Genomic DNA, 25,693 nt, shown 5'->3' on the forward strand with positions numbered 1-25,693 from the left:
GTCGAACTGGGGTGAACCCTGCCTGCCCCGGAAGTTCCAACTCCCTTGGGCGGCAATGGTGATAAGAAATCCGGGAGCCGCGACCGGCGGAGCCGCAGCCCCCGGTGGGGCGACCATAGGAGCGGTGACGGTCCCCCGTCAGCCGATCTGAGCGGAACTTGAGGATCACGAAACGGCCACGCGATCCGTACGCACTGTTCGCGAGTGTGTCGACGGGGCATGTCACAGCGGGGATCCGTGCCGGTGCTCGCCGTCCCCCGCGAGCCCGGTCCGCGGTCGAACCTGGCGCCGGGCCGCGTGCTGGCCCATACTGCGCAGGACCGGTCCCGGACCGATCGGTCCGGTGATCACATGGGGGAAGGAGGAGAACAGGATGCGACTGCTGCTCGTCGAGGACGACGAACGCGTGGCCGCGGCACTGGTCGCGGTGCTCGGCCGGCACGGCTTCCAGGTGCGGCACGCCCGCAGCGGGCACGAGGCGCTGGACGCCCTGGTACCGGACGGCAACGACCCGTACCGCGTCGTGCTGCTCGACCTCGGGCTGCCCGACCGCGACGGCTTCGAGGTGTGCAGCCGGATCCGGGCCGGCAGCGGAGTCCCGGTGATCATGGTGACCGCCCGCGCCGACATCCGCTCCCGGATCCACGGTCTCAACCTGGGCGCCGACGACTACGTCACCAAGCCGTACGACATGGGCGAACTGCTCGCCCGCATCCACGCCGTCGCCCGCCGCGGCGCCCAGCCGTCCTCGGTGGCGGTGCCCGCGCCCGACGCCGTGCCGCAGCAGCGCGGCCCGCTGGAGTCCCGCGGCATCCGGATCGACCGGGAGCGCCGCCGGGTCAGCGTGGACGGCCGCGACGTGCCGCTCACCCGCAAGGAGTTCGACCTGCTGGCGCTGCTCGCCCAGAGCCCCGGCGTGGTCTACCGGCGCGAGCAGATCTTCAGCGAGGTCTGGCGCAGCGGCTGGGAGGGCAACGGCCGCACCCTGGAGGTGCACATCGGCTCGCTGCGCAACAAGCTGGCGCTGCCCGGCCTGGTCGAGGCCGTGCGCGGCGTCGGCTACCGGCTGATCCCCGACTCCCCGGCCGCCCCCGGGACCGACCAGACCCCGTCCGCCCCCGCGGAGCACTGACCGCACGTGCGCACCCGCCTGCTCGGCATCCTGATCGCCCTCATGCTCTGCGTCCTGGCCGCCCTGGGGCTGCCGCTCGCGGCGGCGTTCGCGGCGGCCGAGCAGAGCAGGGTGGTGGTCGACCGGCTCGACGACGCCGCCCGCTTCGCCCAGGACCTGCCCACCTCCGGCGCCACCCTGGACTCCGCCCGCAAGGGCGACCCGGAGCCCGCCCCCGGCGACCTCAGCCGGCGGCACGCGATCGCCACCGAGGTCCAGCGCTACTACGACCTGTACGGCGTCCGGCTCGGCATCTTCCAGCGCGACGGCACGTCGATAGCGGTCGCGCCCGGCGACTGGGGGGTGCCCGCCGTCGGCTGGGGTGCCCAGGCCTTCCAGGAGGCGCTGGACGGGCGGCGCAGCCACAACCCGCCGCAGGTCTGGCCGTGGACCGAGGACCGGACGATCACGGTGGCCGCCCCCGTGGTGCGCGACGGCGACGTGGTCGCGGTGGTGCTGAGCGAGTCGCCGACCGGGGCGCTGCGGGCCCGGGTGCTGCACAAGTGGCTGGTGCTGGCCGGCGGCGAGGCGGCCGCGATGGCCGTCGCCGTGCTGCTGGCCGTCCGGCTCACCGAGTGGGTGCTGCGCCCCGTCCGCACCCTCGACCGGGCCACCCACGACATCGCCACCGGCCAGATGGCCGCCCGGGTCGCGCCCGGCGGCGGGCCGCCCGAACTCCAGCGGCTGGCACGCTCGTTCAACGAGATGGCGGACCACGTGGTGCACGCCATGGACCAGCAGAAGGCCTTCGTCGCGGACGCCTCGCACCAGCTGCGCAACCCGCTGTCGGCCCTGCTGCTGCGGGTCGAGGTGCTCGGTCTGGAGCTGCCCGAGGGGCACGAGGAGGAGCTCAGCGGCGTCCGGGAGGAGGGCTCCCGGCTGGCCCGGGTGCTGGACGACCTGCTCGGGCTGGCCACCGCCGAGCACGCCCGCCCCGAACCCGAGCAGACCGACCTCGCCCAGCTGACCCTCGCCCGGGTGGACGGCTGGCGGCCGGTCGCCGAGCAGCGCGGGATCGAGCTGCGCTGGGACGGCCCGGCGCTGGCGATCGGGATGGCCGACCCGATCGGCTTCGGCTCCGCGCTGGACGCCGTCCTGGACAACGCGCTCAAGTTCGGCCCGGCCGGCAGCCAGGTGCGGCTGCGGGTCGTGGTGCGCCGGGACGAGGTCGCGGTGACCGTCAGCGACACCGGGCCCGGGCTGACCGAGGACGAGCTCGCCCGGGCCGGGGACCGGTTCTGGCGCAGCGCGCGGCACCAGAACGTGGACGGCTCCGGGCTGGGCCTGTCCATCGCCCGCACCCTGCTGGCGGCGGGCGGCGGCTCGCTCGGCTTCGCCCCGGTCAGGCCGACCGGGCTCGCGGTGACGCTGGCGGTGCCGCGGCCGGAACGGCCGTAGGGGCCCGGGCTTCCACGGCCGCTGCGGCTTCCACGGCGGCCCCGACTGCTGCGGCTTCCACGTCGGCTACGGCCGCTACGGCCGCTACGGCTTCACCGAGCGGTAGTAGCGCGCGGCGCCCGTGTGCAGCGGGAGCGGGTCGGTGTAGACGGCGGTGCGCAGGTCGACCAGCTGGGCGGCGTGCACCTGGGCGCCGATCTGGTCCCGGCTGTCGATCACCGCGCGGGTCATCCCCTCGACCAGGCCCGGGTCCACGTCGTCCCGGGTGACCAGCAGGTTGGGCACGGCCATGGTGGCGACGGCGTCCTTGGGCTCGGCGTTCGGGTAGGTGCCCTTGGGCATGGTGGCCGCCCGGTAGGCGTCCACGCCGTCGCCCTCGGCCTTGTGCAGCGCCTCGGAGAGGTCGCCCAGCGGGACCACCCGGATCCGCATGTGGTCGGAGAGGTCGGTGAGCGCGCTGGTCGGCAGGCCGCCGGACCAGAAGAAGGCGTCGATCTTGTGGTCGCGCAGCTCGTCCGAGCCGTCGCTGACGCCCCCGGGGACGGGGGTGATGTCGCGGTCCGGGTTCAGGCCGGCCGCGGTCAGCAGCCGCCGGGTGACCAGGTTCACCCCGGACTGCGGAAGGCCGACGCCCACCCGCAGGCCCTTGAGGTCGGCGGTGCGGTGCACCGGGGAGTCGGCCGGGACGATCAGCTGCAGGTAGTCGTCGTACAGCCGGGCGATCGCCCGGAGCCTGTCCTTGCCCTGGCCCTCGTAGGAGGCGACCGCGTCGGCGGTGGCGATGGCGAAGGTGTCCTGGCCGTCGATCACCCGGCGGAGGTTGTCCACCGAGCCCTCGGAACTGTCCAGGGCCAGCCGCACCCCCGGCATGGTCTGTGAGACGTGGCTCTGCAGCAGCTGCCCGTACCGGTCGTAGACCCCGCGCGGGACGCCGGTCGCGAAGCGGGTCTCCCCGCGCGGGTAGCCGGGCGAGCGGCCCGCGGACAGCCACCAGCCGCCGAACCCGGCCACCAGCAGCACCAGGACCAGCACGGTCCGCCACAGCGGGCTGCGGGCCGCGCGGCGGACGGCGGCGCCGAGGCGTGACGGATCGGTGGGGGTCATGCAGGGATAGTGCCAGGCGCCCGGGCCGAACGGGAGGGGAACGACCGGTGGAAAGCTCGGGGAGCCGTTCCGCGAAGATCCGGGGAAAGGCGGCCCGTGGCTGCCCGTACCCTGGTCTGGTGAGCGGTGAGAGCGGATTGAAGAGCTACAAGGTCGTCACGCACGGCTGCCAGATGAACGTCCACGACTCCGAGCGGCTGTCCGGCCTGCTGGAGGACGCGGGGTACGTCAAGGCCGGTCCCGAGGGCGACCCGGACCTGGTCGTGTTCAACACCTGCGCGGTGCGCGAGAACGCCGACAACAAGCTGTACGGCAACCTCGGGCAGCTCGCGCCGGTCAAGGGCCGCCACCAGGGCATGCAGATCGCCGTCGGCGGCTGCCTGGCCCAGAAGGACCGCGAGTCCATCGTCAAGCGCGCCCCCTGGGTGGACGTGGTGTTCGGCACCCACAACATCGGGCACCTGCCGGCGCTGCTGGAGCGGGCCGCGGTCGAGCGCAAGGCCCAGGTCGAGATCCTGGAGTCGCTGGAGACCTTCCCCTCCACGCTGCCCACCCGCCGCGAGTCGGCGTACGCGGCCTGGGTCGCGATCTCGGTCGGCTGCAACAACACCTGCACCTTCTGCATCGTCCCGGCGCTGCGCGGCAAGGAGGAGGACCGCCGCCCCGGCGACGTCCTCGCCGAGATCGAGGCGCTGGTCGACGAGGGCGTCATCGAGGTGACCCTGCTCGGCCAGAACGTCAACGCCTACGGCTCCGACCTGGGCGACCGCGAGGCCTTCTCCAAGCTGCTGCGCGCCGCCGGGCAGATCGAGGGCCTGGAGCGGATCCGCTTCACCTCGCCGCACCCGCGCGACTTCACCGACGACGTGATCGCCGCGATGGCCGAGACCCCGAGCGTGATGCACCAGCTGCACATGCCGCTGCAGTCCGGCTCGGACCGGGTCCTCAAGGCCATGCGCCGCTCGTACCGGCAGGACCGTTTCCTCGGGATCATCCGCAAGGTCCGCGAGGCGATGCCGGACGCGGCGATCTCCACCGACATCATCGTCGGCTTCCCCGGCGAGACCGAGGAGGACTTCGAGGAGACGATGCACGTCGTCCGCGAGGCCCGCTTCACCAACGCCTTCACCTTCCAGTACTCCAAGCGCCCCGGCACCCCCGCCGCGGAGATGGCGGACCAGGTGCCCAAGGAGGTCGTCCAGGCCCGCTACGACCGGCTGATCGCCCTCCAGGAGGAGATCTCCTGGGACGAGAACAAGAAGCAGGTCGGCCGCACCCTGGAGATCCTGGTCGCCGAGGGCGAGGGCAAGAAGGACGACCGGACCCAGCGCCTGTCCGGCCGCGCCCCCGACAACCGGCTGGTCCACTTCACCAAGCCGGACGAGCCGGTGCGCCCCGGCGACGTGGTGACCGTCGAGATCACCTACGCAGCCCCGCACCACCTGCTGGCCGAGGGCCCGACCCTCGCGGTGCGCCGCACCCGGGCCGGCGACGCCTGGGAGAAGCGCCAGGCCAAGCCGGCCGACAAGCCGGCGGGCGTCATGCTCGGCCTGCCGAAGATCGGGGCCCCGGCCGAGCTGCCACTGGCCGCCCCGGCGGGCGGCGCCTGCTGCGGCGACTGACCCGCGTGCCGTGAGACCGGACGGCCCGGCCCGAGCCCCCCGGCTCCGGCCGGGCCGTCCGGCTTTCCGGCTAAGGTGATCCACATGCTGGTAGCCGCCGCCGTGTGCCCCTGTCCGCCGCTGCTCGTCCCCGAGGTCGCCGCCGGGGCCGCACCCGAGCTGGACGGGCTGCGCGCGGCCTGCGACGAGGCGCTGGCGGCCCTGGTCGCGGCCGGGCCGGAGCTGGTCGTGGTGGTGGGCACCGGGCCGGAGGCCGAGGTGTGGACCGAGGGCGGGGCCGGGTCCTTCCACCGTTACGGGGTGCCGCTGGTCGCCAAGCTGCCCGGCGGGCGGGTCGAGGGGCCGGAGCTGGCGCCCTCGCTGACCGTCGGGGCCTGGCTGCTGGAGCGCGCCGGGGTGACCGTGCCGACGCACGCCTGCGCGGTGCCCGCGGACGCCCCCGTCGACCGGATGCTCGGCCTCGGCCAGGGCCTGGCCGGGCTGGCCGACAAGGTCGCCCTGCTGGTGCTGGGCGACGGCAGCGCCTGCCGCTCGCTCAAGGCTCCCGGCTACCTGGACGAGCGGGCCGAGGGCTTCGACGCCGTACTGGCCGCCGCCCTCGGCTCGGCCGACCTGCCCGCCCTGGCGGCCCTGGACCCGGCGCTGGCCGCCGAGCTCAAGGCCGAGGGCCGGGCGCCCTGGCAGGTGCTGGCCGGCGCCGCCGAGGGCGCCGGCCTCACCGCGCGGCTGGGCTACCGGGACGCGCCGTACGGGGTCGGGTACTTCGTGGCGTCCTGGGCATAGCCAGGCTCACGGTCAGGACTGCGGGGGCTGTCCCTCGTCGCCCGGCTTCGGCTTGTGGGCGAAGTCGCCCACCGCGCCCTTGGCCTTGTCGGCGCCGTGCTCGATCTTGTCGCTGTACTTGCCCTTGGTCGCCTTGTCGATCGCACCGCCGGCCTTGTCGACCATCTGATCGATCTGGTCGCTGTGCTTGCCCGCGAGCTCGCTGGCCTTCTCCTTGAGCTCCTCGGCCTTGCCCTTGAGGTTGTCCATCAGGCCCATGGTGATCTCCTTCGTTCCCTGTCTCCTGCACAACGCACGGGGCCGGTCAAGAGTTCGCAAAACCGGGCCGGGCCGGGGCGGGCCGGAGGCAGTCCGGGAAACAGTCACATCCTCGCGCAGTCGGCGGCGGGCGGCAGCCCGGCCCCGGGTGCCGCCGCGGTTTGGGAGACTGGAGCGGTGAGCAGCTCCCGTGTGATCAGCATCGTCGGCGCGACCGCCGCCGGAAAGTCCGACCTGGCCGTCGCCATCGCCCGCAGCCTCGGCGGCGAGGTGATCAACACCGACTCGATGCAGCTGTACCGGGGCATGGACATCGGCACGGCGAAGCTGACCGCGGCCGAGCGCGGGGGAGTGCCGCACCACCTGATGGACGTCTGGGACGTCACCGAGGCCGCCAGCGTCGCCGAGTACCAGCGGCTGGCCCGGGCCGAGATCGACCGGCTGCTCGCCGCCGGGCGCACCCCCGTCCTGGTCGGCGGCTCCGGGCTGTACGTCCGGGCCGCGATCGACGAGATGGAGTTCCCCGGCACCGACCCGCAGGTCCGCGCCCGGCTGGAGGCCGAACTGGAGCAGGACGGCCCGTACGCGCTGCACCGGAGGCTGGCCGGGCTGGACCCGGCGGCCGCCGAGGCGATCCTGGTCGGCAACGGGCGCCGGATCGTCCGTGCCCTGGAGGTCATCGAGATCACCGGGCAGCCGTTCACCGCCAACCTGCCGAGCAACACCGCGGTCTACGAGGCGGTGCAGATCGGCGTCGCGGTGGCGCGCCCCGAGCTGGACGAGCGGATCACCCTGCGGGTCGACCGGATGTGGGAGGCCGGGCTGCTGGACGAGGTGCGCGCGCTGGAACGGGTCGGGCTGCGGGAGGGCCGGACGGCCTCCCGGGCGCTCGGCTACCAGCAGGTGCTCGACCACTTCGCCGGGGAGTGCACCGAGGACGAGGCGCGGGCCGAGACGGTCCGGGCCACCAAGCGCTTCGCCCGTCGGCAGGAGTCCTGGTTCCGTCGGGACGACCGCATCCACTGGCTCGCCCGGCCGACCGGGACCGACCCGGTCGAGCTGCTGGAACGGTCCCTGGAACTGATTGACCGTCAGGGAGTTCCGGCCGCATAGGGCCTGTTCCGGCCAATTCGGCGGTGCAGCTGCGCGCGCAGGCGACCGTGCAGGACGAACCGGGGGTCACGGCCCGATCACGTGATGGCCACGGATCACCCGAGGACCCCGGTCAGGCCCCGAACGTCCCCCCTGGACATGCCATCATCGATGCCGTAAGGGTCGGCCCGCACGGGCCGACCGTGCCCGGCCGCGAGTCCGCTCGTGTCGAACTGTCAGGGGAGGCCGTGTGTCGACGGGTACCGGCCCCGAATCCGGCCAGAGCGGGAGTGTCACCGCACCGGCCGAGGAGTTCGACGAGTCGACCAGGGGCGACCTCCCCGTGCTGACCGGACTGGAGGCGCCGACCTCGTACGCGGCCGCGGTGCCCGCACTGGACACCCGCACCCCGCCGGACGCCGCCGTGCACGAGCGGGAGATCCGGCCGCGGCGCCGGCTCCGCTGGTGGCAGACCCTGCCGATCGCCCTGCTCGGCACCCTCGGCTCGCTGATGTTCGCCTTCCCGCTGGCCTTCGGCTCGGCCGGGGCGCGGGCCACCATGGTCGGGATGCTCGGGCTGCTGTTCACCGCCGCCTCGGTCGGCTGGGGCGCGATGGCCGCCCGGCACGCCGGCTACAAGTGGCCGGGGCTGCCGCGCCGGGGCTCCGGGCAGCGGGCCGGCTGGAAGGCCATCGTGGTCTACACCCTGATCGCGCTGGCCGCCTGCGCGCTCGCGGTGTGGCGGGTCGCCTACCTGCGCTGAGCCGGGCCCCGGGCTGCCCCGCCGTCGCCCTCAGTACCATCGGTGGGGTGAGCGCATCCTCTCCTCAGCGGCGGGCCGGTCTCCCCTTCTTCAAGGGCCACGGCACCCAGAACGACTTCGTGATCGTGCCGGACCCGGACGGCGTGCTGGAGATCGGCCCGGAGGCCGTCGCCGCGCTGTGCGACCGCCGGGCGGGCATCGGCGGCGACGGGCTGCTGCGCGTGGTGCGCGCGGCCGCCGACCCGGCCGCCGCGGACCAGGCCGACCGGGCCGAGTGGTTCATGGACTACCGCAACTCCGACGGCAGCATCGCCGAGATGTGCGGCAACGGCCTGCGGGTGTTCGCCCGCTTCCTGGTCGAGGCGGGCCTGGCGAAGCCCGGCGAGCTGGCGATCGCCACCCGCTCCGGGGTGCTCACCGCGACGGTCGCCGAGGACGCCGAGGACGGCACGCCCGGCGAGGTCACCATCGACATGGGCCGGGCGAAGCTGCCTGGGCCGGACGGCATCGAGGTCGCGGTCGGCGAGCGCCGCTGGCCCGCGCTGAACGTCAACATGGGCAACCCGCACGCGGTGGCCTTCGTGGAGAGCCTGGACCACGCCGGGAACCTCTTCACCGCCCCGCTCACCAGCCCCGCGGGCGCCTACCCGGAGGGCGTCAACGTCGAGTTCGTGGTGGACCGCGGCCCGCGGCACGTGGCGATGCGGGTGCACGAGCGCGGCTCGGGCGAGACCCGCTCCTGCGGCACCGGCGCCTGCGCCGTCGCGGTGGCGGCCATCCGCCGGGACGGCGCGGACCCGGCGGTCACCGGCGAGGCGGTCGCCTACACGGTGGACGTGCTGGGCGGCCGGCTGGTCATCACCGAGCACCCGGACGGCCGGGTGGAGATGACCGGTCCGGCGGTGATCGTGGCGGAGGGGCGGCTCGACCCGCGCTGGTGGGAGTCGATCGGCCAGCGGTGACGGCCCGGTTTGCCCAATTCGTACGGTGACGAATCCCCCCGATCGGGTGATAGCGGTCGCAGACGGGAATCACGGCGTCGCGGAACGTGCTCTGCTCGGTAGCATGGACCACCGGGTCGATCGCCCCTGGGAGGGGTAGCAGGATCATCCCCCACGAGGGGCCGCGCCCGGCGACGTTGCCGGAGGTGCCGATGACCATCGAAGCCGGGCAGTCCCTCACGGGGCAGCCGACGACCGCACGGCAGGCCGGGGCCAGGAGGCCCCTGGGGGAGCTCGGCCGGGCCGCGCTCGGCCGGGCCGGGCGGGCCGCCCTGCTGGCCACCGGCCGGCCGCCGGTGCCGGACGCCCTGGAACCGCTGGTCCAGGTGCACCGGCGGCACCACCCGCAGGCGGACCTCGCCCTGCTGGCCCGGGCGTACCGGTTGGCCGAGGCCAGCCACCGCGGCCAGAAGCGCAAGAGCGGCGAGCCGTACATCACCCATCCGCTGGCCGTCACCATGATCCTGGCCCAACTCGGTGCCGGGACGACCACCTTGGTCGCCTCGCTGCTCCACGACACCGTCGAGGACACCGAGTTGACGCTGGAGCAGGTGGGCGCCGGGTTCGGGCCCGAAGTCGCCTACCTGGTCGACGGGGTGACCAAACTGGAGAAGGTCGACTTCGGCGCCGCCGCCGAGGCCGAGACCTTCCGCAAGATGCTGGTCGCCACCGGCGACGACGTCCGGGTGATGGTGATCAAGCTCGCCGACCGGCTGCACAACATGCGCACCATCCGGCACATGAAGCCGGCCAGCCAGGTGCGGATCGCCAAGGTCACCCGGGACGTGCTGATCCCGCTGGCCGAGCGGCTCGGCATCCAGGTGCTCAAGGCGGAGCTGGAGGACATCGTCTTCGCCACCCTGCACCCCGAGGAGCACGCCCGCACCCGGGGCCTGATGGTCGGCCACGAGGCCGAGCCGGACGCCCTGCTGGAGCCCTTCGCCCGCCGGCTGGCCCGCCAGCTCGCCGAGACCGGGGTCGCCGCCGAGGTGACGGTACGGCCCCGGCACTGCGTCTCGCTGCACCGGGTGCTGATCAAGCGGGCCGCCGCGCCCGGCCGGGACGGCCGGCCGCAGGAGCCGCAGCCGGCCGACTTCGGGCGGCTGCTGGTGGTGGTCGAGGAGAACGCCGACTGCTACGCGGTGCTCGGCGAGCTGCACACCTGCTGGACGCCGCTGCCCGGGGAGTTCAAGGACTTCGTCGCCGCCCCCAAGTTCAACCTCTACCAGTCGCTGCACACCGCCGTGGCGCTGGACGGCGGCGCGGTGGTCGAGGTGCTGGTCCGCACCCGGCGGATGCACGAGGTGGCCGAGACCGGGGTGGTCGCGCTCGGCGACCCGTCCCCCGCCGGGCCGGCCCAGGACACCGACGAACTGGACCGCACCGACCCGGCCCGGCCCGGCTGGCTCAGCCGGCTGCTGGAGTGGCAGCAGGAGACCCCCGACCCGGACGCCTTCTGGTCCGCGCTCACCGCCGACCTGGCCGGGGACCGCGAGATCACCGTGGTGACGGAGAGCGGTGAAACGCTTCAGCTGAGGGCCGGGGCCAGCTGCGTGGACGCCGCCTACCTGCTCGGCGAGGAGACCGGGCACCGATGTATCGGCGCCCGGGTCAACGGCCGGCTCACCGCGCTCTCCACCCCGCTGCAGGACGGGGACGTGCTGGCGGTGCTCACCGAGAGCCTCCCGCCCGGCGGCGGGGCCCAGCCGTCCGGGCCGTCCCCGGAATGGCTGGCGCACACCCGCACCCCGGCCGCCCGGCTGGCCATCGAGCGCTGGCTGGCCGACCACCCGGCCGGGCTGCCGGTGGTGCGCACCGGCCCGGCCGGCGGACAGCCCGCCCCGCCCGCGCACCGGGCGGGCGAGCGCCGCTCCGCCCCCGTCGTGGTGGCCGACCGGCCCGGGGCCCAGGTGCGGCTGGCCCGCTGCTGCACGCCCGTGCCCCCGGACGCGGTGGCCGGCTACCCGATCCGCGGCGGCGCGGTGGCCGTGCACCGCACCGCCTGTCCCGCCGGGCAGCGGCTGCGCGCCGACGGGCGGGCCGAACTGGAGGTCCGCTGGCAGCCCGAGGACGCCCCGGCGGCCGGCCACCGGGTGACCCTGCGGGCCGAGGCGCTGAACCGGCCCCGGCTGCTCGCCGACCTCACCGCGGCGATCTCCGCCGAGGGCGTCGGCATCGTCTCCGCCGAGGTCGAACCGCCGCAGGAACTGCGGGTCCGGCACACCTACACCGTCGAGCTGCCCGAGCCGGGCGCGCTGCCCGCCCTGATGCGGGCGATGCTCAGGGTTTCCGGGGTGTACGACGTCAGCCGCCCGCACGCCCCGGAGGGGACGCAGACCCGGCACTCCGGCGGAAATGGGGGTGACCGGCCCGCACCGGGCGTGCGACCATCGTGGGGAATTCACGGCCGGTCCACGGCGTTCTCAGGGCACAGGAGCCCCGGTGGGATCCAAGGGACCACGCCGAAGCCATCCAGCGACCAAAGGACAGAATGACCTCCACGTTCGAAGCCCGCGACCACGCCGACGCCCCGCGCCGCCTCGACGGTCTGCGAGCGGAAGCCCTCATGGACGAGGACCTCGCGGCCATCGACGAGGACCTCGGCCACAGCTACGACGGCGACCAGTACGACCGCAGTGAGCGCGCCGCCCTGCGCCGTGTCGCCGGCCTCTCCACCGAACTCGAAGACGTCACCGAGGTCGAGTACCGCCAGCTCCGCCTGGAGCGCGTGGTGCTCGTCGGCGTCTGGACCGACGGCACCCTGGAGGAGGCGGAGAACTCGATGGCCGAGCTCGCCGCGCTCGCCGAGACCGCCGGTTCCCAGGTGCTGGACGGCGTCATCCAGCGCCGCGACAAGCCCGACGCGGCCACCTACATCGGCTCCGGCAAGGCGAAGGAGCTGCGCGACATCGTCGCCTCCACCGGCGCCGACACCGTGGTCTGCGACGGTGAGCTCACCCCCGGCCAGCTGATCCACCTGGAGGACGTGGTCAAGGTCAAGGTCGTCGACCGGACGGCCCTGATCCTGGACATCTTCGCCCAGCACGCCAAGTCCCGGGAGGGCAAGGCGCAGGTCTCGCTCGCGCAGATGCAGTACATGCTGCCGCGCCTGCGCGGCTGGGGTCAGTCGCTGTCCCGGCAGATGGGTGGCGGTGGCTCCGGCTCCTCGGGCGGCGGCATGGCCACCCGTGGTCCCGGTGAGACCAAGATCGAGACCGACCGGCGCCGGATCCGCGAGAAGATGGCGAAACTCCGCAAGGAGATCGCCGACATGAAGAAGGGCCGCGACACCAAGCGCCGGGAGCGCAAGCGCCACCAGGTGCCGTCCGTGGCCATCGCCGGCTACACCAACGCCGGCAAGTCCTCCCTGCTCAACCGGCTCACCGGCGCGGGCGTGCTGGTGGAGAACTCGCTGTTCGCCACCCTGGACCCGACCGTGCGCCGGGCCGAGACCCCGAGCGGGCGGCTCTACACCCTGGCGGACACCGTCGGCTTCGTCCGGCACCTGCCGCACCACCTGGTCGAGGCCTTCCGCTCGACCATGGAGGAGGTCGCCGACGCGGACCTCATCCTGCACGTGGTCGACGGCTCGCACCCCGAGCCGGAGACGCAGCTGGCCGCCGTCCGCGAGGTCATCGTCTCGGTCGACGCGCAGAACGTGCCGGAGATCGTGGTGATCAACAAGGCCGACGCCGCCGACCCGCACGTGCTGCAGCGCCTGCTGCGCCGCGAGCCGCACGCCATCGTGGTGTCGGCCCGCACCGGGGTCGGCATGGAGGAACTGCTCAGGCTCATCGACGACGAGCTGCCGCGACCGGCCGTCGAGGTGCGGGCCCTGGTGCCCTACACCCAGGGCGCCCTGGTCTCCCGGGTGCACAAGGAGGGCGAGCTGATCGCCACCGAGCACACCGCCGACGGCACGCTGCTGCACGCCAAGGTGCCGGCCGAGCTGGCCGCCGAGCTGGAGTACTTCGCGGTGGCCCTGCAGGGCTGATCCGCCCGTCGAGGTGGCCCCCGGACGTTCCGCGTCCGGGGGCTACTTCACGTTCTTGGCGAAGTAGTCGAAGGCCTGCTTGGCCTGGTCCTGGAGGGACGGACCGGCCCGGTAGCCCGCCGGGGTGCGGCTGCCGAGCGAGCTGACGCTGACCAGGTTGGGCCTGCCGTCCCGGGTGATGAACCAGCCGCCACCGCCCGCGCCGCCGGACATGGTGCAGCCGATCGCGTACATCGGCGGGCGGGACCGGTCGAAGGACAGCCGGCCCGGCGGGGCGGGGGAGTCGCAGCGCTCCAGCTCCGTGCCGTCGAAGGGCCGCTCCACCGGGTAGCCGAAGACCACCGCCGAGGTGATCTGCTCGCGCGGGGCGTTGAACCAGACCGGGACGGAACCGCCGACCGCCTCCTCCAGGGACGGGCCGGAGGCGGACTCGCCGCGCACCCGGACGATCCCGTAGTCGTACTGGTCGTGGGCGCCGACCCCGCTCTCCTGGAGCCAGGTCGGCGACACCATGGCGCGTACCGCCGGCCACCGGCCGTACGGGGCGGCCTGCTGCTCGCCGTACGGCTTGCCGCGGGCCGCCTGGCCGTCCCGGTTGTAGCCGGGGACGAAGACCAGGTTCTTCACCCAGCCGCCGCCCTTGCCGTCGTGCAGGCAGTGCGCGGCGGTGAGGACCAGGTTGCTGCGGCCCGGGTTGAGCGGGTCGGCGACCACCGTGCCGGAGCAGGCCGCGTCGCCCTGCGGGGTGGTCATCAGCAGCCTGCCGACCACGGCCGCGTCCGGGCCGTACGGGTGCGGCTGCGGCCGGGCCTGGACGGCGGCCGGCGGGGCGTCCCGGTCGACGCCGGGGGGTGCGGCGGCGGTCGGGGCGTACTCGGGGGTGGGCCGGGCCTTGGCGGCCTCCGTCCGGGCCGTCGTCCAGTAGCCCGGGGGCACCTGGTTGGCGAAGCCGCTGTCGGCGACGTAGCGGGCCCAGTCCTCCAGCTTCCAGCCGCTCAGGTCGCCCAGGCTGGTCGGCGCGGCCTTGGGCAGCGCCGCGGGCGGGGTGGCGGGGGCGGCGGGGCCGTCCGGCGCGCAGGCGGCCGCGGTGAGCGTCAGGGCGGCGAGCAGCGCGGCGCCGACCGCGGCGGGCCGCCGCCCCCCGGTGCGGGGGGAGCGGCGGGTGGAACGGGTGGTGCCGGTGGAGCTGGTGGTGCTCATGGTGCTGACGGTGCGCAAGCTGAGGAGTCCCCCGTGGTGGTGCCGGTCACTGCTTCCTGGAGATCCAGTCCAGGGCCTGCTGGGCGACCGTCTCCAGGTACGGGCCGCTCAGCGAGGTGTGCTCCTGGGTGCCGATCGAGGTGTTGCTGACCAGGGCGGTCCGCCCGTCCGGCATGGTGGCGAACCAGCCGCCGCCGCTGGCGCCCTGGGTCATGTTGCAGCCGATGGTCAGCATGGACGGGCGCTTGGGGTCGAAGGACAGCCGGACGGGCTTGCCGCCGTCGCACTTGTACAGCTCCTGGCCGTCGAACGGCTTGACCAGCGGGTAGCCGGTGGCCGAGACCTTGAGCTGGTCGCGGGGCGCGTCGAACCACACCGGGACGGCCGAACCGACCGTCTCCTCCAGGGACTTGCCGGTGTCGTTCTGGTTGTGCACGCGCATCACCGCGAAGTCGTACTGGTTGGCGGCGTCACCGGTCTGCCCGCCCTCGACCATCCACTGCGGGGAGGTGACGATCTGATCGGCCCACCAGGTGCCCAGCGGGGCCAGCTCGGACAGCGGGGCCTTCTTGCCGCCGCTGGAGGCGCCCGAGTTGTTGTAGGCCGGGACGAAGACCAGGTTCTTGTAGAAGTCGCCGCCCTTGCCCTCGTGCACGCAGTGGGCCGCCGTCCAGACCAGGTTGCTCCTGCCCGGGTGCTGCGGGTCGGCGATCACCGTCGCCGAGCAGTTGCCCCGGCCGCCCTGGGCGGAGAAGAACACCTTCCCGGAGGGCTGCTTGAGGTACGGGCGGGGCACCTGGACGGCCTTGACCACCGGCGGCTCCGGGTCGGTCACGCCGTCGGCGGCGGCCGGCTTGGCGGTCGGCGGCGCCGGGTCGGCGGGCTTGGCGTCGCCCATCTTGTCCGGGTTCCAGAAGTCCTTCACCACCGGGTTGTTGAAGACGTGCTTGGACGCCCACTTGTCCCAGTCGTCGTACTTCCACTTCCTGAGGTCGTCCCAGGTCTTCGGCAGGCCCTCCAGCAGGCTGGTCGGCAGGCCGGACGGCAGGGTGATCCCGCCGATGACGCCGCCGGGGGCGGCGGAGCCGCTCGCGTCCGTGCTGGGCGGCGGTGCGGCGACGGTCCGGTCGGTGCCCGCCGGGCCGTCCGGTCCGCAGGCGCTGACGGCCAGCAGCGTTCCGGCGACCAGGGCGGCGGCCAGGGCTGACCGGTGGATCGGTGGCATCGGTGCGCTTCCCCCTGTACTCGCTGTACTCGGTCGGACTGTGTCGGGTCGGTCTTCGGTGCGGCGGCTCGCCGCCCTGGAGTCTTCCATCGCCGTACAGGACGGCGGCGGCCGCCCCCCGGGTTCCGGGACCGTCCGGGGGTCACCGATCCGTGACGCGGAACCGGCCCCCTCGTTGGCACAGCAGGGCCGCCCCGGCCGGTGACGCACTATCCCCGATCTTCACCCGGACGAGTGAGCCGTCCTTGTGATCACCCGTCAGGGATAGGTAACCCTTACCTGACGCGACGGTGCGAGCGCCCGCCGATCCTCTCCACCACCCGCGCGCGTCCGCACCCCCACGCGCACCAAGGAGCAGCCTTGAGCACCGCCCTCACCGGAGCCCCGCCCGTACCGCCGCCGACCGCGCAGCGGGCCGCCTCCGGCCCCGACCCGCTGCTGCACCCCGACCCCGCCGTCGCCGCCGAACAGGCGTCCCTGGAAGCCCTGTTGCGCTGCTGGGCCCGGGAGACCGGGGCCCGCCCCGGGGCGGACGGCCGACTGCGGATCGACGTCCTCGGCGGGGCCGCCCGGCTCACCGCCGCCGTCCGGCACTGGTCGCCCGGCGGCTGGCACCGCTTCGGCCCGGCCACCCTCTCGGCCGGGGACGGTACCGCGGCGGCCCCGGTCGACGCCGTCACCGCCGCCGCCCTGCTCGCCGCCGCGGCCGCCGACCGGCCCGACCCCGGACAGGTCGCCGACCTCGCCGCCCGGGTCGCCGACTCGGTGGTGCGCACCGCCGAGATCCTCGCCCACCGCCGCACCGCCGCCGAACCCGGCGGGCCGGAACGCTCCGCCTTCCTCGCCGCCGAACAGTCCCTGCTGCTCGGCCACCCCCTGCACCCCACCCCGAAGAGCCGCGACGGCCTCGGCCCGGCCCAGAGCGCCGCCTACTCGCCCGAACTCCACGGCTCCTTCCAGGTCCACTGGTACGCCGTCGACCGCGGCCTGCTCGCGGCCGGCTCCGCCGTCGCCGAGAGCGCCGACCGGATCACCGCCACCCTGCTCGGCGGCCACGCGACCCTCCCGCCCGGCACCGCCGCCCTCCCGCTGCACCCCTGGCAGGCCCGCGAACTCGCCCACCGCCCGACCGTCGCCGCGCTGCTCGCCGACGGGCTGCTGCACGACCTCGGCCCGGCCGGCGAACCCTGGTACCCCACCTCCTCGGTGCGCACCGTCTACCGACCCGGCACCCCGTGGATGCTCAAACTCTCGCTCGGCCTGCGGATCACCAACTCCCGCCGGGAGAACCTGCGCAAGGAACTCCACCGCGGCCTGGAGGTGCACCGGCTGCTGGAGCGCGGACTCGCCGCCGAGTGGCGGGCCGCCCACCCCGGCTTCGACATCGTCCGCGACCCCGCCTGGATCGGTGTCGACCACCCCGACCTCGGCGACCCCGGCGGGCTCGACACCGTGCTGCGCGCCCAGCCCTTCGGACCGGCCGAACGCGCCCTCTGCGTCGCCGGGTTCGTCGCGGAACAGCCGCGCGGCACCGGCGTGACCGTGCCGTCCGCCCTCGGCGACACCCTGCGCGCGCTCGCCGCCCGCACCGGCCGCCCGCTGCGCACCGTGGCCGCCGAATGGTTCCTGCGCTACCTGGACGCCGTCGTGCTGCCCGTCCTCTGGCTGGACGGCCGCGGCGGCATCGCCCTGGAGGCCCACCAGCAGAACAGCATCGTCCTGCTGGACGCCGAGGGCTGGCCCAGCGGCGGCCGCTACCGCGACAACCAGGGCTACTACTACCGGGAGAGCGCCGCCGAGCGGCTCACCGCCCGGCTGCCCGGACTCGGCGAGCAGAGCGACACCTTCCTGCCCGACGAGGTCATCGACCACCACTTCGCCTACTACCTCGGCATCAACCACGTGCTCGGGCTGATCGGCGCCTTCGGCTCCCAGGGCCTCGCCGAGGAAACGGTGCTGCTGGCCGGGTTGCGCCGGTTCCTGGCCGGCCCCCGGGCCGCCGCCACCGGCTCCGCCCTGCCCGCCCTGCTGCTGGACGCGCCCACCCTGCCCTGCAAGGCCAACCTGCTCACCCGGATCAACGGCCTCGACGAACTGGTCGGCCCGGTCGCCACCCAGTCCGTGTACGTGGACATCCCCAACCCGGTGGCGGGCGCCTGATGCCCGAGGAGCTGCCCGGGTGGGGCGAAGTCCCCACCCCGGCCGGCCGGTTCCGGCTCGCCCCGGTCCGGCTGCCCGACCACCTGGAGCTGCTCACCGGATGGATGAACGATCCCGAGGTCGACGCCTTCTGGGAGCTCGCCGGGCCGCCCGCCGTCACCGAACGGCACGTCCGGGCCCAACTGGACGGCGACGGAAGCAGCCTTCCCTGCCTCGGACTGCTCGACGGCACCCCGATGAGCTACTGGGAGGTCTACCGCGCCGACCTCGACCCGCTCGCCGGGCACTACCCCGCCCGCCCGCACGACACCGGCGTGCACCTGCTGCTCGGCCCGGCCGCCAGCCGCGGCCGCGGCCTCGGGGCCCAGCTGCTCGCCGCCGTCGCCGACCTCGTCCTGCGCCACCGGCCCGACTGCCGACGGGTGGTGGCCGAACCGGACGTCCGCAACCGGCGCTCCGTCCGAGCCTTCGAACGGGCCGGATTCCGGGCCGCCGCCGAACTCGACCTGCCCGACAAGCGCGCCGCCCTGATGGTGCGCGACCGCGAAGCGCCACTTCCCGCCTAGGACGCCCCTGTGGACACCTCGACACCCCACGAACCCCCCTACGACCTGCTCGGCGTCGGCATCGGCCCGTTCAACCTCTCGCTCGCCGCCCTCGCCGAACCCGTACCCGGGCTGCGCACGCTCTTCTGCGACCAGCGCCCCGAATTCCGCTGGCACCACGGCATGCTGGTGGACGGCGCCCGGATGCAGGTGCCCTTCCTGGCCGACCTGGTCTCACTCGTCGACCCGACCAACCCGTGGTCCTTCCTCAACTACCTGCGCGCCCAGGACCGGCTGTTCCCGTTCTACTTCGCCGAACGCTTCCAGCTGCCCCGCCGCGAGTACGACCACTACTGCCGCTGGGCCGCCGACCGGCTGCCCAACTGCCGCTTCGGCACCGAGGTCACCGCCCTGCACCGGGACGGCCCGCTGTTCCGGGTCGAGCTGACCGACACCGCCACCGGCCGGCGCAGCACCGTCCGGGCCCGCAACCTCGCGCTCGGCGTCGGCACCCGGCCGGTGCTCCCCGAGGCCTTCGCCGCCCTGGCCGACCACCCGCTGGCCTTCCACTCCGCCGAGTACCTGGACCGCCGGGCCGGGCTCGCGGGCGCCCGGGACATCACCGTGGTCGGCAGCGGACAGTCCGGCGCCGAGGTCTTCCTCGACCTGCTCCGCCGCCACCAGGACGACGGGGTCCGGCTGCGCTGGCTCACCCGCACCCGGGCACTCGCCCCCATGGAGTACTCCAAGCTCGGCCTGGAACACTTCACCCCCGACTACACCCGCTACTTCCACGGCCTGCCCGGCCCGGTCCGGGACGCCCTGGTCACCTCCCAGTGGCAGCTGCACAAGGCCGCCAGCGCGGAGACCCTCGCCGAGATCCACGACCACCTCTACGAGCGCACCATCGGCCGCCCGATCGACACCGCCCCGGTCGAGATCACCCCCGGCACCGCCGTCACCGCCGCCCGGCCCGGGCCCTGCGGCGGATTCGAACTGGACTGCCGGCACACCGACTCCGGCGCCGAGCACCTGCTGCGCACCGACGCCGTGGTGCTCGCCACCGGCTACCGCGCCGCCCGCCCGGCCGCGCTCGAACCGCTCGCCCACCTGATCGACTGGGACGAGAGCGGGCGCTACCGGGTCGACCTCGACCACCGGGTCGCCACCCGGCCGGAGCTCACCGGCGGCCTCTACGTCCAGAACGCCGAACTCCACACCCACGGGGTCGGCGCCCCCGACCTCGGCCTCGGCGCCCACCGGGCCGCCGTCATCCTCAACGCCGTCACCGGCCGGACCGTCCACCGGCTGCCCGACCGCACCGCCTGGACCGGCTTCGCGCCGCCCGGGACGGCGGCCCCGGCCGCCGGGCCCGCGAGCGCCTCGATCGAGCAGACCCCCGTCGTCCCCCACCCCCAGGAGCTGACCCGTGCCGCAACCGTCGGCCGCTGAACCGCCGCTCTACCTGCCCCCGCACCTCACCGCCGGGCACTGGCAGCGGGCCGGCCGCGCCCTGCTGGCCAAGATGCTCGGCGAGTTCGCCTACGAGGACCTGCTCAAGCCCGTCCCGGGCACCCTCGACGGCGAGTACCTGGTGAAGCTCCCCGAGGCCGAGTACCGCTTCGCCGCCCGGCGCGGCGCCTACGACAGCTGGCAGGTCGACCCCGGGTCGATCCGCTGCTCCCGCCCCGACGGCCTGGACCCGCTGCGCTTCCTCCCGTACGCCCGGGACGCGCTCGGGATGCGCGGCGACACCACCGCCCACCTGGTCCGCGAGCTGTCCGCCACGCTGACCGCCGACGCCCGCCAGCTCGCCACCGCGCTCACCGCCGCCGAGCTCGCCGACCTCGACCACCCCGCCCTGGAGGGCCGGCAGGGCGGCCACCCGTGGATCGTCCCCAGCAAGGGCCGGATCGGCTTCTCCGGCACCGACACCGCCCGCTGGGCCCCGGAGGCCCGCAGCCCCCGGCCGCTGCCCTGGATCGCAGTCCACCGCCGGCTCGCCGAGTACCGTGGCGTGCCCGGCCTGGAACGCCCCGAGCAGCTGTACGCCCGCGAACTGGACGACGAGGCCGCACTGCGCGCCCCGCTCGGCGCCGACGCCGACGACTACCTGCTGCTGCCCGTCCACCCCTGGCAGTGGGACGAGACGGTCCTGCCGCTGTTCGCGCCCTGGATCGCCTCCGGCGAGATCGTCCCGCTGGCCTCGGACGGCGACCCACGGCTGCCCCAGCAGTCCATCCGCTCCTTCTTCAACACCGCCCACCCCGAGCGCTGCACCGTCAAGCTGCCGCTGTCCATCCTCAACACCCTGGTCTGGCGCGGACTGCCGGTCGAACGCACCCTCGCCGCGCCCGCCGTCACCGCCTGGCTGCACGGGCTGCGCGACGCCGACCCGTATCTGCGGGACGAGTGCCGGGTGATCCTGCTCGGCGAGATCGCCTCCGTCACCGTCGACCACCCGCTCTACCGGGAGATGCCCGACTCCCCGTACCAGTACAAGGAACTGCTCGGCGCGATCTGGCGCGAACCGCTCGGCCCCTTCCTGGCCGACGACGAGCGCGCCCGCACCCTCGCCGCCCTGCTGCAGAGCGGCTCCGACGGGCGCGCCCTCGCCGTCGAACTGATCGCCCGCTCCGGCCTCACCCCCGCCGAGTGGACCGCCCGGCTGTTCGCCGCGCTGCTGCCGCCGCTGCTGCACTTCCTCTACCGCTACGGGCTGGTCTTCTCCCCGCACGGCGAGAACGCCATCGTGGTCTTCGACGACCGCGGCACCCCGGCCCGGCTCGCGGTCAAGGACTTCGTCGACGACGTCAACCTCAGCGACCAGGACCTCCCCGAGCTGCGCGCACTGCCCCCCGAGGTCGCCGACGTGCTGCTGCGGGAGAACCCCCAGGGGCTGTGCCAGTTCATCCACTCCGGGCTGTTCATCGGCGTCTTCCGCTACCTCGCCCCGCTGCTGGAGGCGCAGTCCGGCCTCGCCGAGACCGAGTTCTGGGCCCTGCTGCGCGCGGAGATCCACCGCTACCAGGCCCGCTTCCCCGAGCTGCGCGAGCGCTTCGACCTGTTCGACCTGTTCCGGCCCCGGATCGACCGGCTCTGCCTCAACCGCAACCGGCTGCTCATGGACGGCTACCAGGACCGCCCGCACCGCCCGCACGCCGTCCGGCACGGCACCGTGCCGAACGCCCTGGTCGGCGTGGAGGTGCGGCTGCCCGGCCGCCGCCCCGGACAACGGGACCGGATTGTCGCCCCCGCCCCGTAGGGTGGAAGGGTCATGACGAACGACTCCGAATCCCAGCCCGCGACGGACCTCGGCGACGAGGCCGAGGAAGCCGTCGCCGTTCCGCGCTCGCGGATCCCCGAGCTGTTGCACGCCGCGGTCGAGGCCGTCGGCGGTGTGGAGCGCCCCGGCCAGATGCGGATGGCCGAGGCCGTCGCCGACGCCGTCGACCACTCCGAGCACCTGCTCGTCCAGGCCGGCACCGGCACCGGCAAGTCCCTCGCCTACCTGGTGCCGGCCCTCGCCCACGGCGACCGGGTGGTGGTCGCCACCGCCACCCTCGCCCTGCAACGCCAGCTGGTGGAACGGGACTTGCCGCGTACGGTCGAGGCGCTGCACCCGGTGCTGCGCCGCCGCCCGCTGTACGCGATGCTCAAGGGCCGCTCCAACTACCTGTGCCTGCACCGGGCCAACGAGGGCACGCCGAGCGACGAGGGCGAGGGCCTGTTCGACCCGGTCGACGCGCTCGGCGGCCCCACCGGCAAGCTCGGCCAGGACGTGCTCCGGCTGCGCGACTGGGCCGACGAGACCGAGACCGGCGACCGGGACGACATGAGCCCCGGCGTCTCGGACAAGGCCTGGGCGCAGCTCTCGGTCACCTCCAAGGAGTGCCTGGGCGCGACCCGCTGCGCGTACGGGCAGGAGTGCTTCGCGGAGAAGGCCCGGGAGCGGGCCAAGCTCGCGGACGTCGTGGTCACCAACCACGCGATGCTCGCGATCGACGCGATCGAGGGCGCGCCGGTGCTGCCCGAGCACGGGCTGCTGATCGTCGACGAGGCGCACGAGCTGGTCAACCGGGTCACCGGCGCGGCCACCGCCGAGCTGACCGTCGGCGCCGTCAACCGGACGGTCAAGCGGGCCGCCCGGCTGGCCAACGAGAAGGCCGTGGACGCCCTCCAGGCCGCCGCCGAGAACTATCACGGCCTGATGGAGACCGCCCAGCCCGGCCGGGTCGAGGAACTGCCCGAGTACCTGGCGTACGCGGTCACCGCGATCCGGGACGCCTCCCGGCAGGTGATCACCTCGCTCGGCGAGACCCGGGACAAGGGCCTCAGCGACGAGGACGCCGTCCGCAAGCAGGCGATGGCCTCGGCGGAGACCCTGCACGAGACCGCCGACCGGCTGCTGGAGGGCTCCGAGTACGACGTGGTCTGGATCGAGCGCAGCGACCGCTACGGGCTGGGCACCGCCTCGCTGCGGGTCGCGCCGCTGAGCGTGTCCGGGCTGCTGCGCGAGGGCCTGTACAAGGAGCGCTCGGTCGTCCTGACCTCGGCGACCCTCAAGCTCGGCGGGGACTTCAACGGGGTGGCCGGTTCGCTCGGCCTGCCCAAGGAGACCAGGCTGCCGGACCAGCGCACCCCCGGTGACAACCCGGAGGCCGGCTCCGGCTTCGGCGAGGACTCCGTCCCGCACTGGCGGGGCATCGACGTCGGCTCGCCGTTCAAGTACCCCAAGCAGGGCATCCTGTACGTGGCCAAGCACCTCGCGGACCCCGGTCGCGACCCCGAACGGCCCGACATGCTCGACGAGTTGGCCGAGCTGGTCGAAGCGGCCGGTGGGCGCACCCTGGGCCTGTTCTCCTCGATGCGCGGCGCCCAGGCCGCCGCCGAGGCGATGCGGGAGCGGCTCGACCACCGGATCCTGCTCCAGGGGGAGGACACCCTCGGCGAGTTGATCCGCGAGTTCGCCTCGGACGCCACCACCTGCCTGTTCGGCACCCTCTCGCTCTGGCAGGGCGTGGACGTGCCCGGCTCGGCCTGCCAGCTGGTCGTGATGGACCGGATCCCGTTCCCGCGGCCGGACGACCCGCTGATGAGCGCCCGCCAGAAGGACGTCGAACAGCACGGCGGGAACGGCTTCATGGCGGTCGCGGCGACCCATGCGGCGCTGCTGATGGCGCAGGGCGCGGGCCGGCTGGTGCGCGCGGCGGACGACCGGGGTGTGGTCGCGGTGCTCGACCCGCGGGTGGAGACCAAGCGGTACGGGGGCTTCTTCCGGTCCTCGATGCCGGAGTTCTGGTACACCACGGACCGCAACCAGGTGCGGCGCTCGCTGGCGGCGATCGATGCCTCGGCGGCGCCGGTGCGGCCGGTGGTGAAGCGGGGCTGAGCGGCCCGGCACGTGCGGTAGGACGACGGAGGGGCTCCCCGCTGACGCGGTGGAGCCCCTTCCCGTTGTAGTGCCGGCCGCGCGCGGTGGCGGCCGGGTGCCGCTGTCAGAGGCGGCGCAGGACCGCGACCACCTTGCCCAGGATGGTGGCGTTGTCCCCGTTGATCGGCTCGTAGGCCGGGTTGTGCGGCATCAGCCAGATCCGGCCGTCCTCGCGCTTGAGCCGCTTGACGGTGGCCTCGCCGTCGATCATGGCGGCCACGATGTCGCCGTTCTCGGCGACCGGCTGGCGGCGCACCGTGACCCAGTCGCCGTCGCAGATGGCCGCCTCGATCATCGAGTCGCCGCGCACGGTGAGGGCGAACAGCTCGCCCTCGCCGACCAGCTGGCGGGGCAGCGGGAAGACGTCCTCGACGGTCTGCTCGGCCAGGATCGGACCACCGGCCGCGATCCGGCCGACCAGCGGCACGTAGGAGGTGGAGGGCCGCCCGGCCGTCTCGGCGGTGTTGGGGCGGGCCACCTCGACGCCGCGGACCTCATAGGCGCGCGGGCGGTGCGGGTCGCGGCGCAGGAAGCCCTTGCGTTCCAGGGCCATCAGCTGGTGGGCGACCGAGGAGGTGCTGGACAGGCCGACGGCCTGGCCGATCTCGCGCATGGACGGCGGGTAGCCGCGGCGCTGGACGGAGTCGCGGATGACCTCGATCACCCGGCGCTGGCGCTCGGTGAGGCCGGCCTCGTCGGTGCGGATGCCGGGGGGGCGGCCGGGCATCGCGCGGGCCGGGGAGGGGGTGGTGTCGTCCATGGTGGGGGAGTGCTCGATCGGCTGGTCGGGAACGCGGCCCGTGGTGGAAACGGCCGGGCCGGAGAGGCGGTGGTCTTCGCTACGGTCCATGCTGATGTCCACGCTCTGCTGATTCGTGGTGCGCTGCCCCACCTTGAACTGGGAGTGTTCCTGCACCGGGATGGTGTTGGTTTCGATGGTGTTCACGGCGGCCCCTCTCGACGGCTGTCCTCTCCCCTTTTCCAGCCCAACGCGCCTCCTATCGAAAGGTTGCGCCAAACACACGTTCGAGTGAATTATTCGGGAGTTGACTGACTCGATCAAGGCTTTGTTGTACATCGAGTAAATGTTCGACCGGATGTCGACTCCGGAAGTCTAATCGGCGCCGACACGCCAGGGGTGTCGCCTCCCCCTGAGACCTAGATGTAGTGGCTAGAGTCCTCTCCGTGCCCAGTACTAGTGGTCGCGCCGCATGATCAGCTTGCCGAGGGCGGGGGCGCATCGCATAGACTCAACCGGTCCGCACGTCCTGCCAGGGAGGGATCCCCAGGTGCACTGCCCCTTCTGCCGGCACTCCGACAGCCGCGTTGTCGACAGCCGGACCACCGAGGACGGCAGCTGCATTCGCCGTCGTCGACAGTGCCCGGACTGCGGCCGCCGTTTCACCACCGTGGAGACGGCCGCGCTCATGGTCATCAAGCGCAGCGGCGTCACCGAACCCTTCTCCCGGCAGAAGGTCATCACCGGAGTCCGCAAGGCCTGCCAGGGCCGCCCGGTCACCGAGGACGCCCTCGCCCAGCTCGGCCAGCGGGTCGAGGAGTGCGTGCGGGCCAGCGGCAGCGCCGAGCTGACCACCCACGACGTCGGGCTGGCCATACTCGGCCCGCTGCGGGACCTCGACGTGGTCGCCTACCTGCGCTTCGCCAGCGTGTACCAGGCGTACGACGGACTCGAGGACTTCGAGGCCGCCATCGCGGAGATCCGCGCCGAGCGGCCCGCCGCCGAGGCGGACGGCACCTGCGTGCCCGTTCCCGCCGCCGCGCCCTAGGAGGCGCGCCGGGCCCCCGCGGGCCCGCCCAGGAGCCACCACCATGCGGCCCCCCGTGGGCCGGCAGCAGCACACCGGCCCCGCGTGGGCCCACGCGTGCCCGAAATCGGGGCACGGAACACTACAAACCGTGCGCAAGCGGACGGGTCCCGTCTG

General features: G+C 74.0%; 20 protein-coding genes. 15 read left to right on the forward strand and 5 right to left on the reverse strand.

Annotation, left to right across the window (positions count from 1 at the left end):
• Positions 1 to 373: 373 nt before the first annotated feature.
• Both ACZ58X_RS29965 and ACZ58X_RS29970 read left to right on the forward strand, forming a co-directional pair.
• Positions 374 to 1,132, forward strand: a complete 759-nt coding sequence (locus tag ACZ58X_RS29965; protein ID WP_470336712.1) for a response regulator transcription factor — start codon at positions 374 to 376, stop codon at positions 1,130 to 1,132.
• Positions 1,133 to 1,138: 6 nt separating this feature from the next.
• Positions 1,139 to 2,569, forward strand: coding sequence for a sensor histidine kinase (locus ACZ58X_RS29970; protein ID WP_470336713.1), 1,431 nt, complete (start codon positions 1,139 to 1,141; stop codon positions 2,567 to 2,569).
• Between the two features lie 84 nt (positions 2,570 to 2,653).
• Here the strand turns inward: ACZ58X_RS29970 and ACZ58X_RS29975 are convergent, their stop codons facing one another.
• Positions 2,654 to 3,673, reverse strand: a complete 1,020-nt coding sequence (locus ACZ58X_RS29975) for a TAXI family TRAP transporter solute-binding subunit (RefSeq protein ID WP_470336714.1) — start codon at positions 3,671 to 3,673, stop codon at positions 2,654 to 2,656.
• A gap of 119 nt (positions 3,674 to 3,792) precedes the next feature.
• Between ACZ58X_RS29975 and miaB the strand changes: the two genes are divergently transcribed.
• Together miaB and ACZ58X_RS29985 are read left to right on the forward strand one after the other, a co-directional pair.
• On the forward strand, positions 3,793 to 5,295 hold the full coding sequence (miaB, locus tag ACZ58X_RS29980) for a tRNA (N6-isopentenyl adenosine(37)-C2)-methylthiotransferase MiaB (RefSeq protein ID WP_470336715.1): 1,503 nt from the start codon (positions 3,793 to 3,795) through the stop codon (positions 5,293 to 5,295).
• A gap of 84 nt (positions 5,296 to 5,379) precedes the next feature.
• Positions 5,380 to 6,078 (forward strand): class III extradiol dioxygenase subunit B-like domain-containing protein, encoded by a 699-nt coding sequence (locus tag ACZ58X_RS29985; protein ID WP_470336716.1) that lies wholly within the window; start codon positions 5,380 to 5,382, stop codon positions 6,076 to 6,078.
• Between the two features lie 12 nt (positions 6,079 to 6,090).
• Here the strand turns inward: ACZ58X_RS29985 and ACZ58X_RS29990 are convergent, their stop codons facing one another.
• Positions 6,091 to 6,336: an antitoxin gene (locus tag ACZ58X_RS29990; RefSeq protein WP_470336717.1), complete on the reverse strand. Its 246-nt coding sequence runs from the start codon at positions 6,334 to 6,336 to the stop codon at positions 6,091 to 6,093.
• 177 nt (positions 6,337 to 6,513) lie between these two features.
• On the opposite strand from ACZ58X_RS29990, the gene miaA reads away from it, so the two are divergent.
• From miaA to hflX, 5 genes are all read left to right on the forward strand, one after another.
• Positions 6,514 to 7,449 (forward strand): tRNA (adenosine(37)-N6)-dimethylallyltransferase MiaA, encoded by a 936-nt coding sequence (gene miaA, locus ACZ58X_RS29995; protein WP_470336718.1) that lies wholly within the window; start codon positions 6,514 to 6,516, stop codon positions 7,447 to 7,449.
• Positions 7,450 to 7,678: 229 nt separating this feature from the next.
• A complete protein-coding gene (locus ACZ58X_RS30000; protein WP_360237487.1) occupies positions 7,679 to 8,191 on the forward strand; it encodes a hypothetical protein in 513 nt (170 codons plus the stop codon).
• Positions 8,192 to 8,238: 47 nt separating this feature from the next.
• Positions 8,239 to 9,153 (forward strand): diaminopimelate epimerase, encoded by a 915-nt coding sequence (dapF, locus tag ACZ58X_RS30005; RefSeq protein WP_470336719.1) that lies wholly within the window; start codon positions 8,239 to 8,241, stop codon positions 9,151 to 9,153.
• Positions 9,154 to 9,344: 191 nt separating this feature from the next.
• Positions 9,345 to 11,687, forward strand: coding sequence for a RelA/SpoT family protein (locus tag ACZ58X_RS30010; protein WP_470336720.1), 2,343 nt, complete (start codon positions 9,345 to 9,347; stop codon positions 11,685 to 11,687).
• Positions 11,684 to 13,186: a GTPase HflX gene (gene hflX, locus ACZ58X_RS30015; RefSeq protein WP_470336721.1), complete on the forward strand. Its 1,503-nt coding sequence runs from the start codon at positions 11,684 to 11,686 to the stop codon at positions 13,184 to 13,186. The genes ACZ58X_RS30010 and hflX overlap by 4 nt, the downstream gene beginning before the upstream one ends.
• A gap of 42 nt (positions 13,187 to 13,228) precedes the next feature.
• On the opposite strand, the gene ACZ58X_RS30020 is transcribed toward hflX, so the two are convergent.
• The gene (locus ACZ58X_RS30020; protein ID WP_470336722.1) at positions 13,229 to 14,386 is read right to left on the reverse strand and encodes a trypsin-like serine peptidase; all 1,158 of its coding nucleotides are present in this window, start codon (positions 14,384 to 14,386) and stop codon (positions 13,229 to 13,231) included.
• Positions 14,387 to 14,432: 46 nt separating this feature from the next.
• A complete protein-coding gene (locus ACZ58X_RS30025) occupies positions 14,433 to 15,611 on the reverse strand; it encodes a trypsin-like serine peptidase (protein WP_470336723.1) in 1,179 nt (392 codons plus the stop codon).
• A gap of 360 nt (positions 15,612 to 15,971) precedes the next feature.
• Here ACZ58X_RS30025 and ACZ58X_RS30030 point away from each other — a divergent pair, with 360 nt between their 5' ends.
• From ACZ58X_RS30030 to ACZ58X_RS30050, 5 genes are read left to right on the forward strand one after another with little or no spacing between them, the layout of a single operon-like run.
• Positions 15,972 to 17,771, forward strand: coding sequence for an IucA/IucC family protein (locus tag ACZ58X_RS30030; protein WP_470336724.1), 1,800 nt, complete (start codon positions 15,972 to 15,974; stop codon positions 17,769 to 17,771).
• Positions 17,663 to 18,337, forward strand: coding sequence for a GNAT family N-acetyltransferase (locus ACZ58X_RS30035; protein ID WP_470336784.1), 675 nt, complete (start codon positions 17,663 to 17,665; stop codon positions 18,335 to 18,337). The genes ACZ58X_RS30030 and ACZ58X_RS30035 overlap by 109 nt, the downstream gene beginning before the upstream one ends.
• Before the next feature lie 9 nt (positions 18,338 to 18,346).
• A complete protein-coding gene (locus ACZ58X_RS30040; protein ID WP_470336725.1) occupies positions 18,347 to 19,768 on the forward strand; it encodes a lysine N(6)-hydroxylase/L-ornithine N(5)-oxygenase family protein in 1,422 nt (473 codons plus the stop codon).
• Positions 19,746 to 21,581 (forward strand): IucA/IucC family protein, encoded by a 1,836-nt coding sequence (locus ACZ58X_RS30045; protein ID WP_470336726.1) that lies wholly within the window; start codon positions 19,746 to 19,748, stop codon positions 21,579 to 21,581. Before ACZ58X_RS30040 ends, ACZ58X_RS30045 begins: the two co-directional genes overlap by 23 nt.
• A 12-nt stretch (positions 21,582 to 21,593) precedes the next feature.
• Positions 21,594 to 23,708, forward strand: a complete 2,115-nt coding sequence (locus ACZ58X_RS30050; protein ID WP_470336727.1) for an ATP-dependent DNA helicase — start codon at positions 21,594 to 21,596, stop codon at positions 23,706 to 23,708.
• A 106-nt stretch (positions 23,709 to 23,814) separates the two neighbouring features.
• Here the strand turns inward: ACZ58X_RS30050 and lexA are convergent, their stop codons facing one another.
• On the reverse strand, positions 23,815 to 24,510 hold the full coding sequence (gene lexA / locus ACZ58X_RS30055; protein ID WP_470336785.1) for a transcriptional repressor LexA: 696 nt from the start codon (positions 24,508 to 24,510) through the stop codon (positions 23,815 to 23,817).
• 529 nt (positions 24,511 to 25,039) lie between these two features.
• On the opposite strand from lexA, the gene nrdR reads away from it, so the two are divergent.
• Positions 25,040 to 25,537 (forward strand): transcriptional regulator NrdR, encoded by a 498-nt coding sequence (gene nrdR, locus ACZ58X_RS30060; protein WP_470336728.1) that lies wholly within the window; start codon positions 25,040 to 25,042, stop codon positions 25,535 to 25,537.
• Positions 25,538 to 25,693: the final 156 nt, after the last annotated feature.

The organism is Kitasatospora sp. NPDC040550 (assembly GCF_055594965.1).

What these genes read in the sequence shown, in the direction of transcription:
- ACZ58X_RS29965 (WP_470336712.1), top strand. Translation starts at nt 374, where the DNA reads ATGCGACTGCTGCTCGTCGAGGACGACGAACGCGTGGCCGCGGCACTG.
- ACZ58X_RS29975 (WP_470336714.1), bottom strand. Translation starts at nt 3,673, where the DNA reads ATGACCCCCACCGATCCGTCACGCCTCGGCGCCGCCGTCCGCCGCGCG.
- ACZ58X_RS29985 (WP_470336716.1), top strand. Translation starts at nt 5,380, where the DNA reads ATGCTGGTAGCCGCCGCCGTGTGCCCCTGTCCGCCGCTGCTCGTCCCC.
- ACZ58X_RS29990 (WP_470336717.1), bottom strand. Translation starts at nt 6,336, where the DNA reads ATGGGCCTGATGGACAACCTCAAGGGCAAGGCCGAGGAGCTCAAGGAG.
- ACZ58X_RS30010 (WP_470336720.1), top strand. Translation starts at nt 9,345, where the DNA reads ATGACCATCGAAGCCGGGCAGTCCCTCACGGGGCAGCCGACGACCGCA.
- hflX (WP_470336721.1), top strand. Translation starts at nt 11,684, where the DNA reads ATGACCTCCACGTTCGAAGCCCGCGACCACGCCGACGCCCCGCGCCGC.
- ACZ58X_RS30020 (WP_470336722.1), bottom strand. Translation starts at nt 14,386, where the DNA reads ATGAGCACCACCAGCTCCACCGGCACCACCCGTTCCACCCGCCGCTCC.
- ACZ58X_RS30025 (WP_470336723.1), bottom strand. Translation starts at nt 15,611, where the DNA reads ATGCCACCGATCCACCGGTCAGCCCTGGCCGCCGCCCTGGTCGCCGGA.
- ACZ58X_RS30050 (WP_470336727.1), top strand. Translation starts at nt 21,594, where the DNA reads ATGACGAACGACTCCGAATCCCAGCCCGCGACGGACCTCGGCGACGAG.
- lexA (WP_470336785.1), bottom strand. Translation starts at nt 24,510, where the DNA reads ATGGACGACACCACCCCCTCCCCGGCCCGCGCGATGCCCGGCCGCCCC.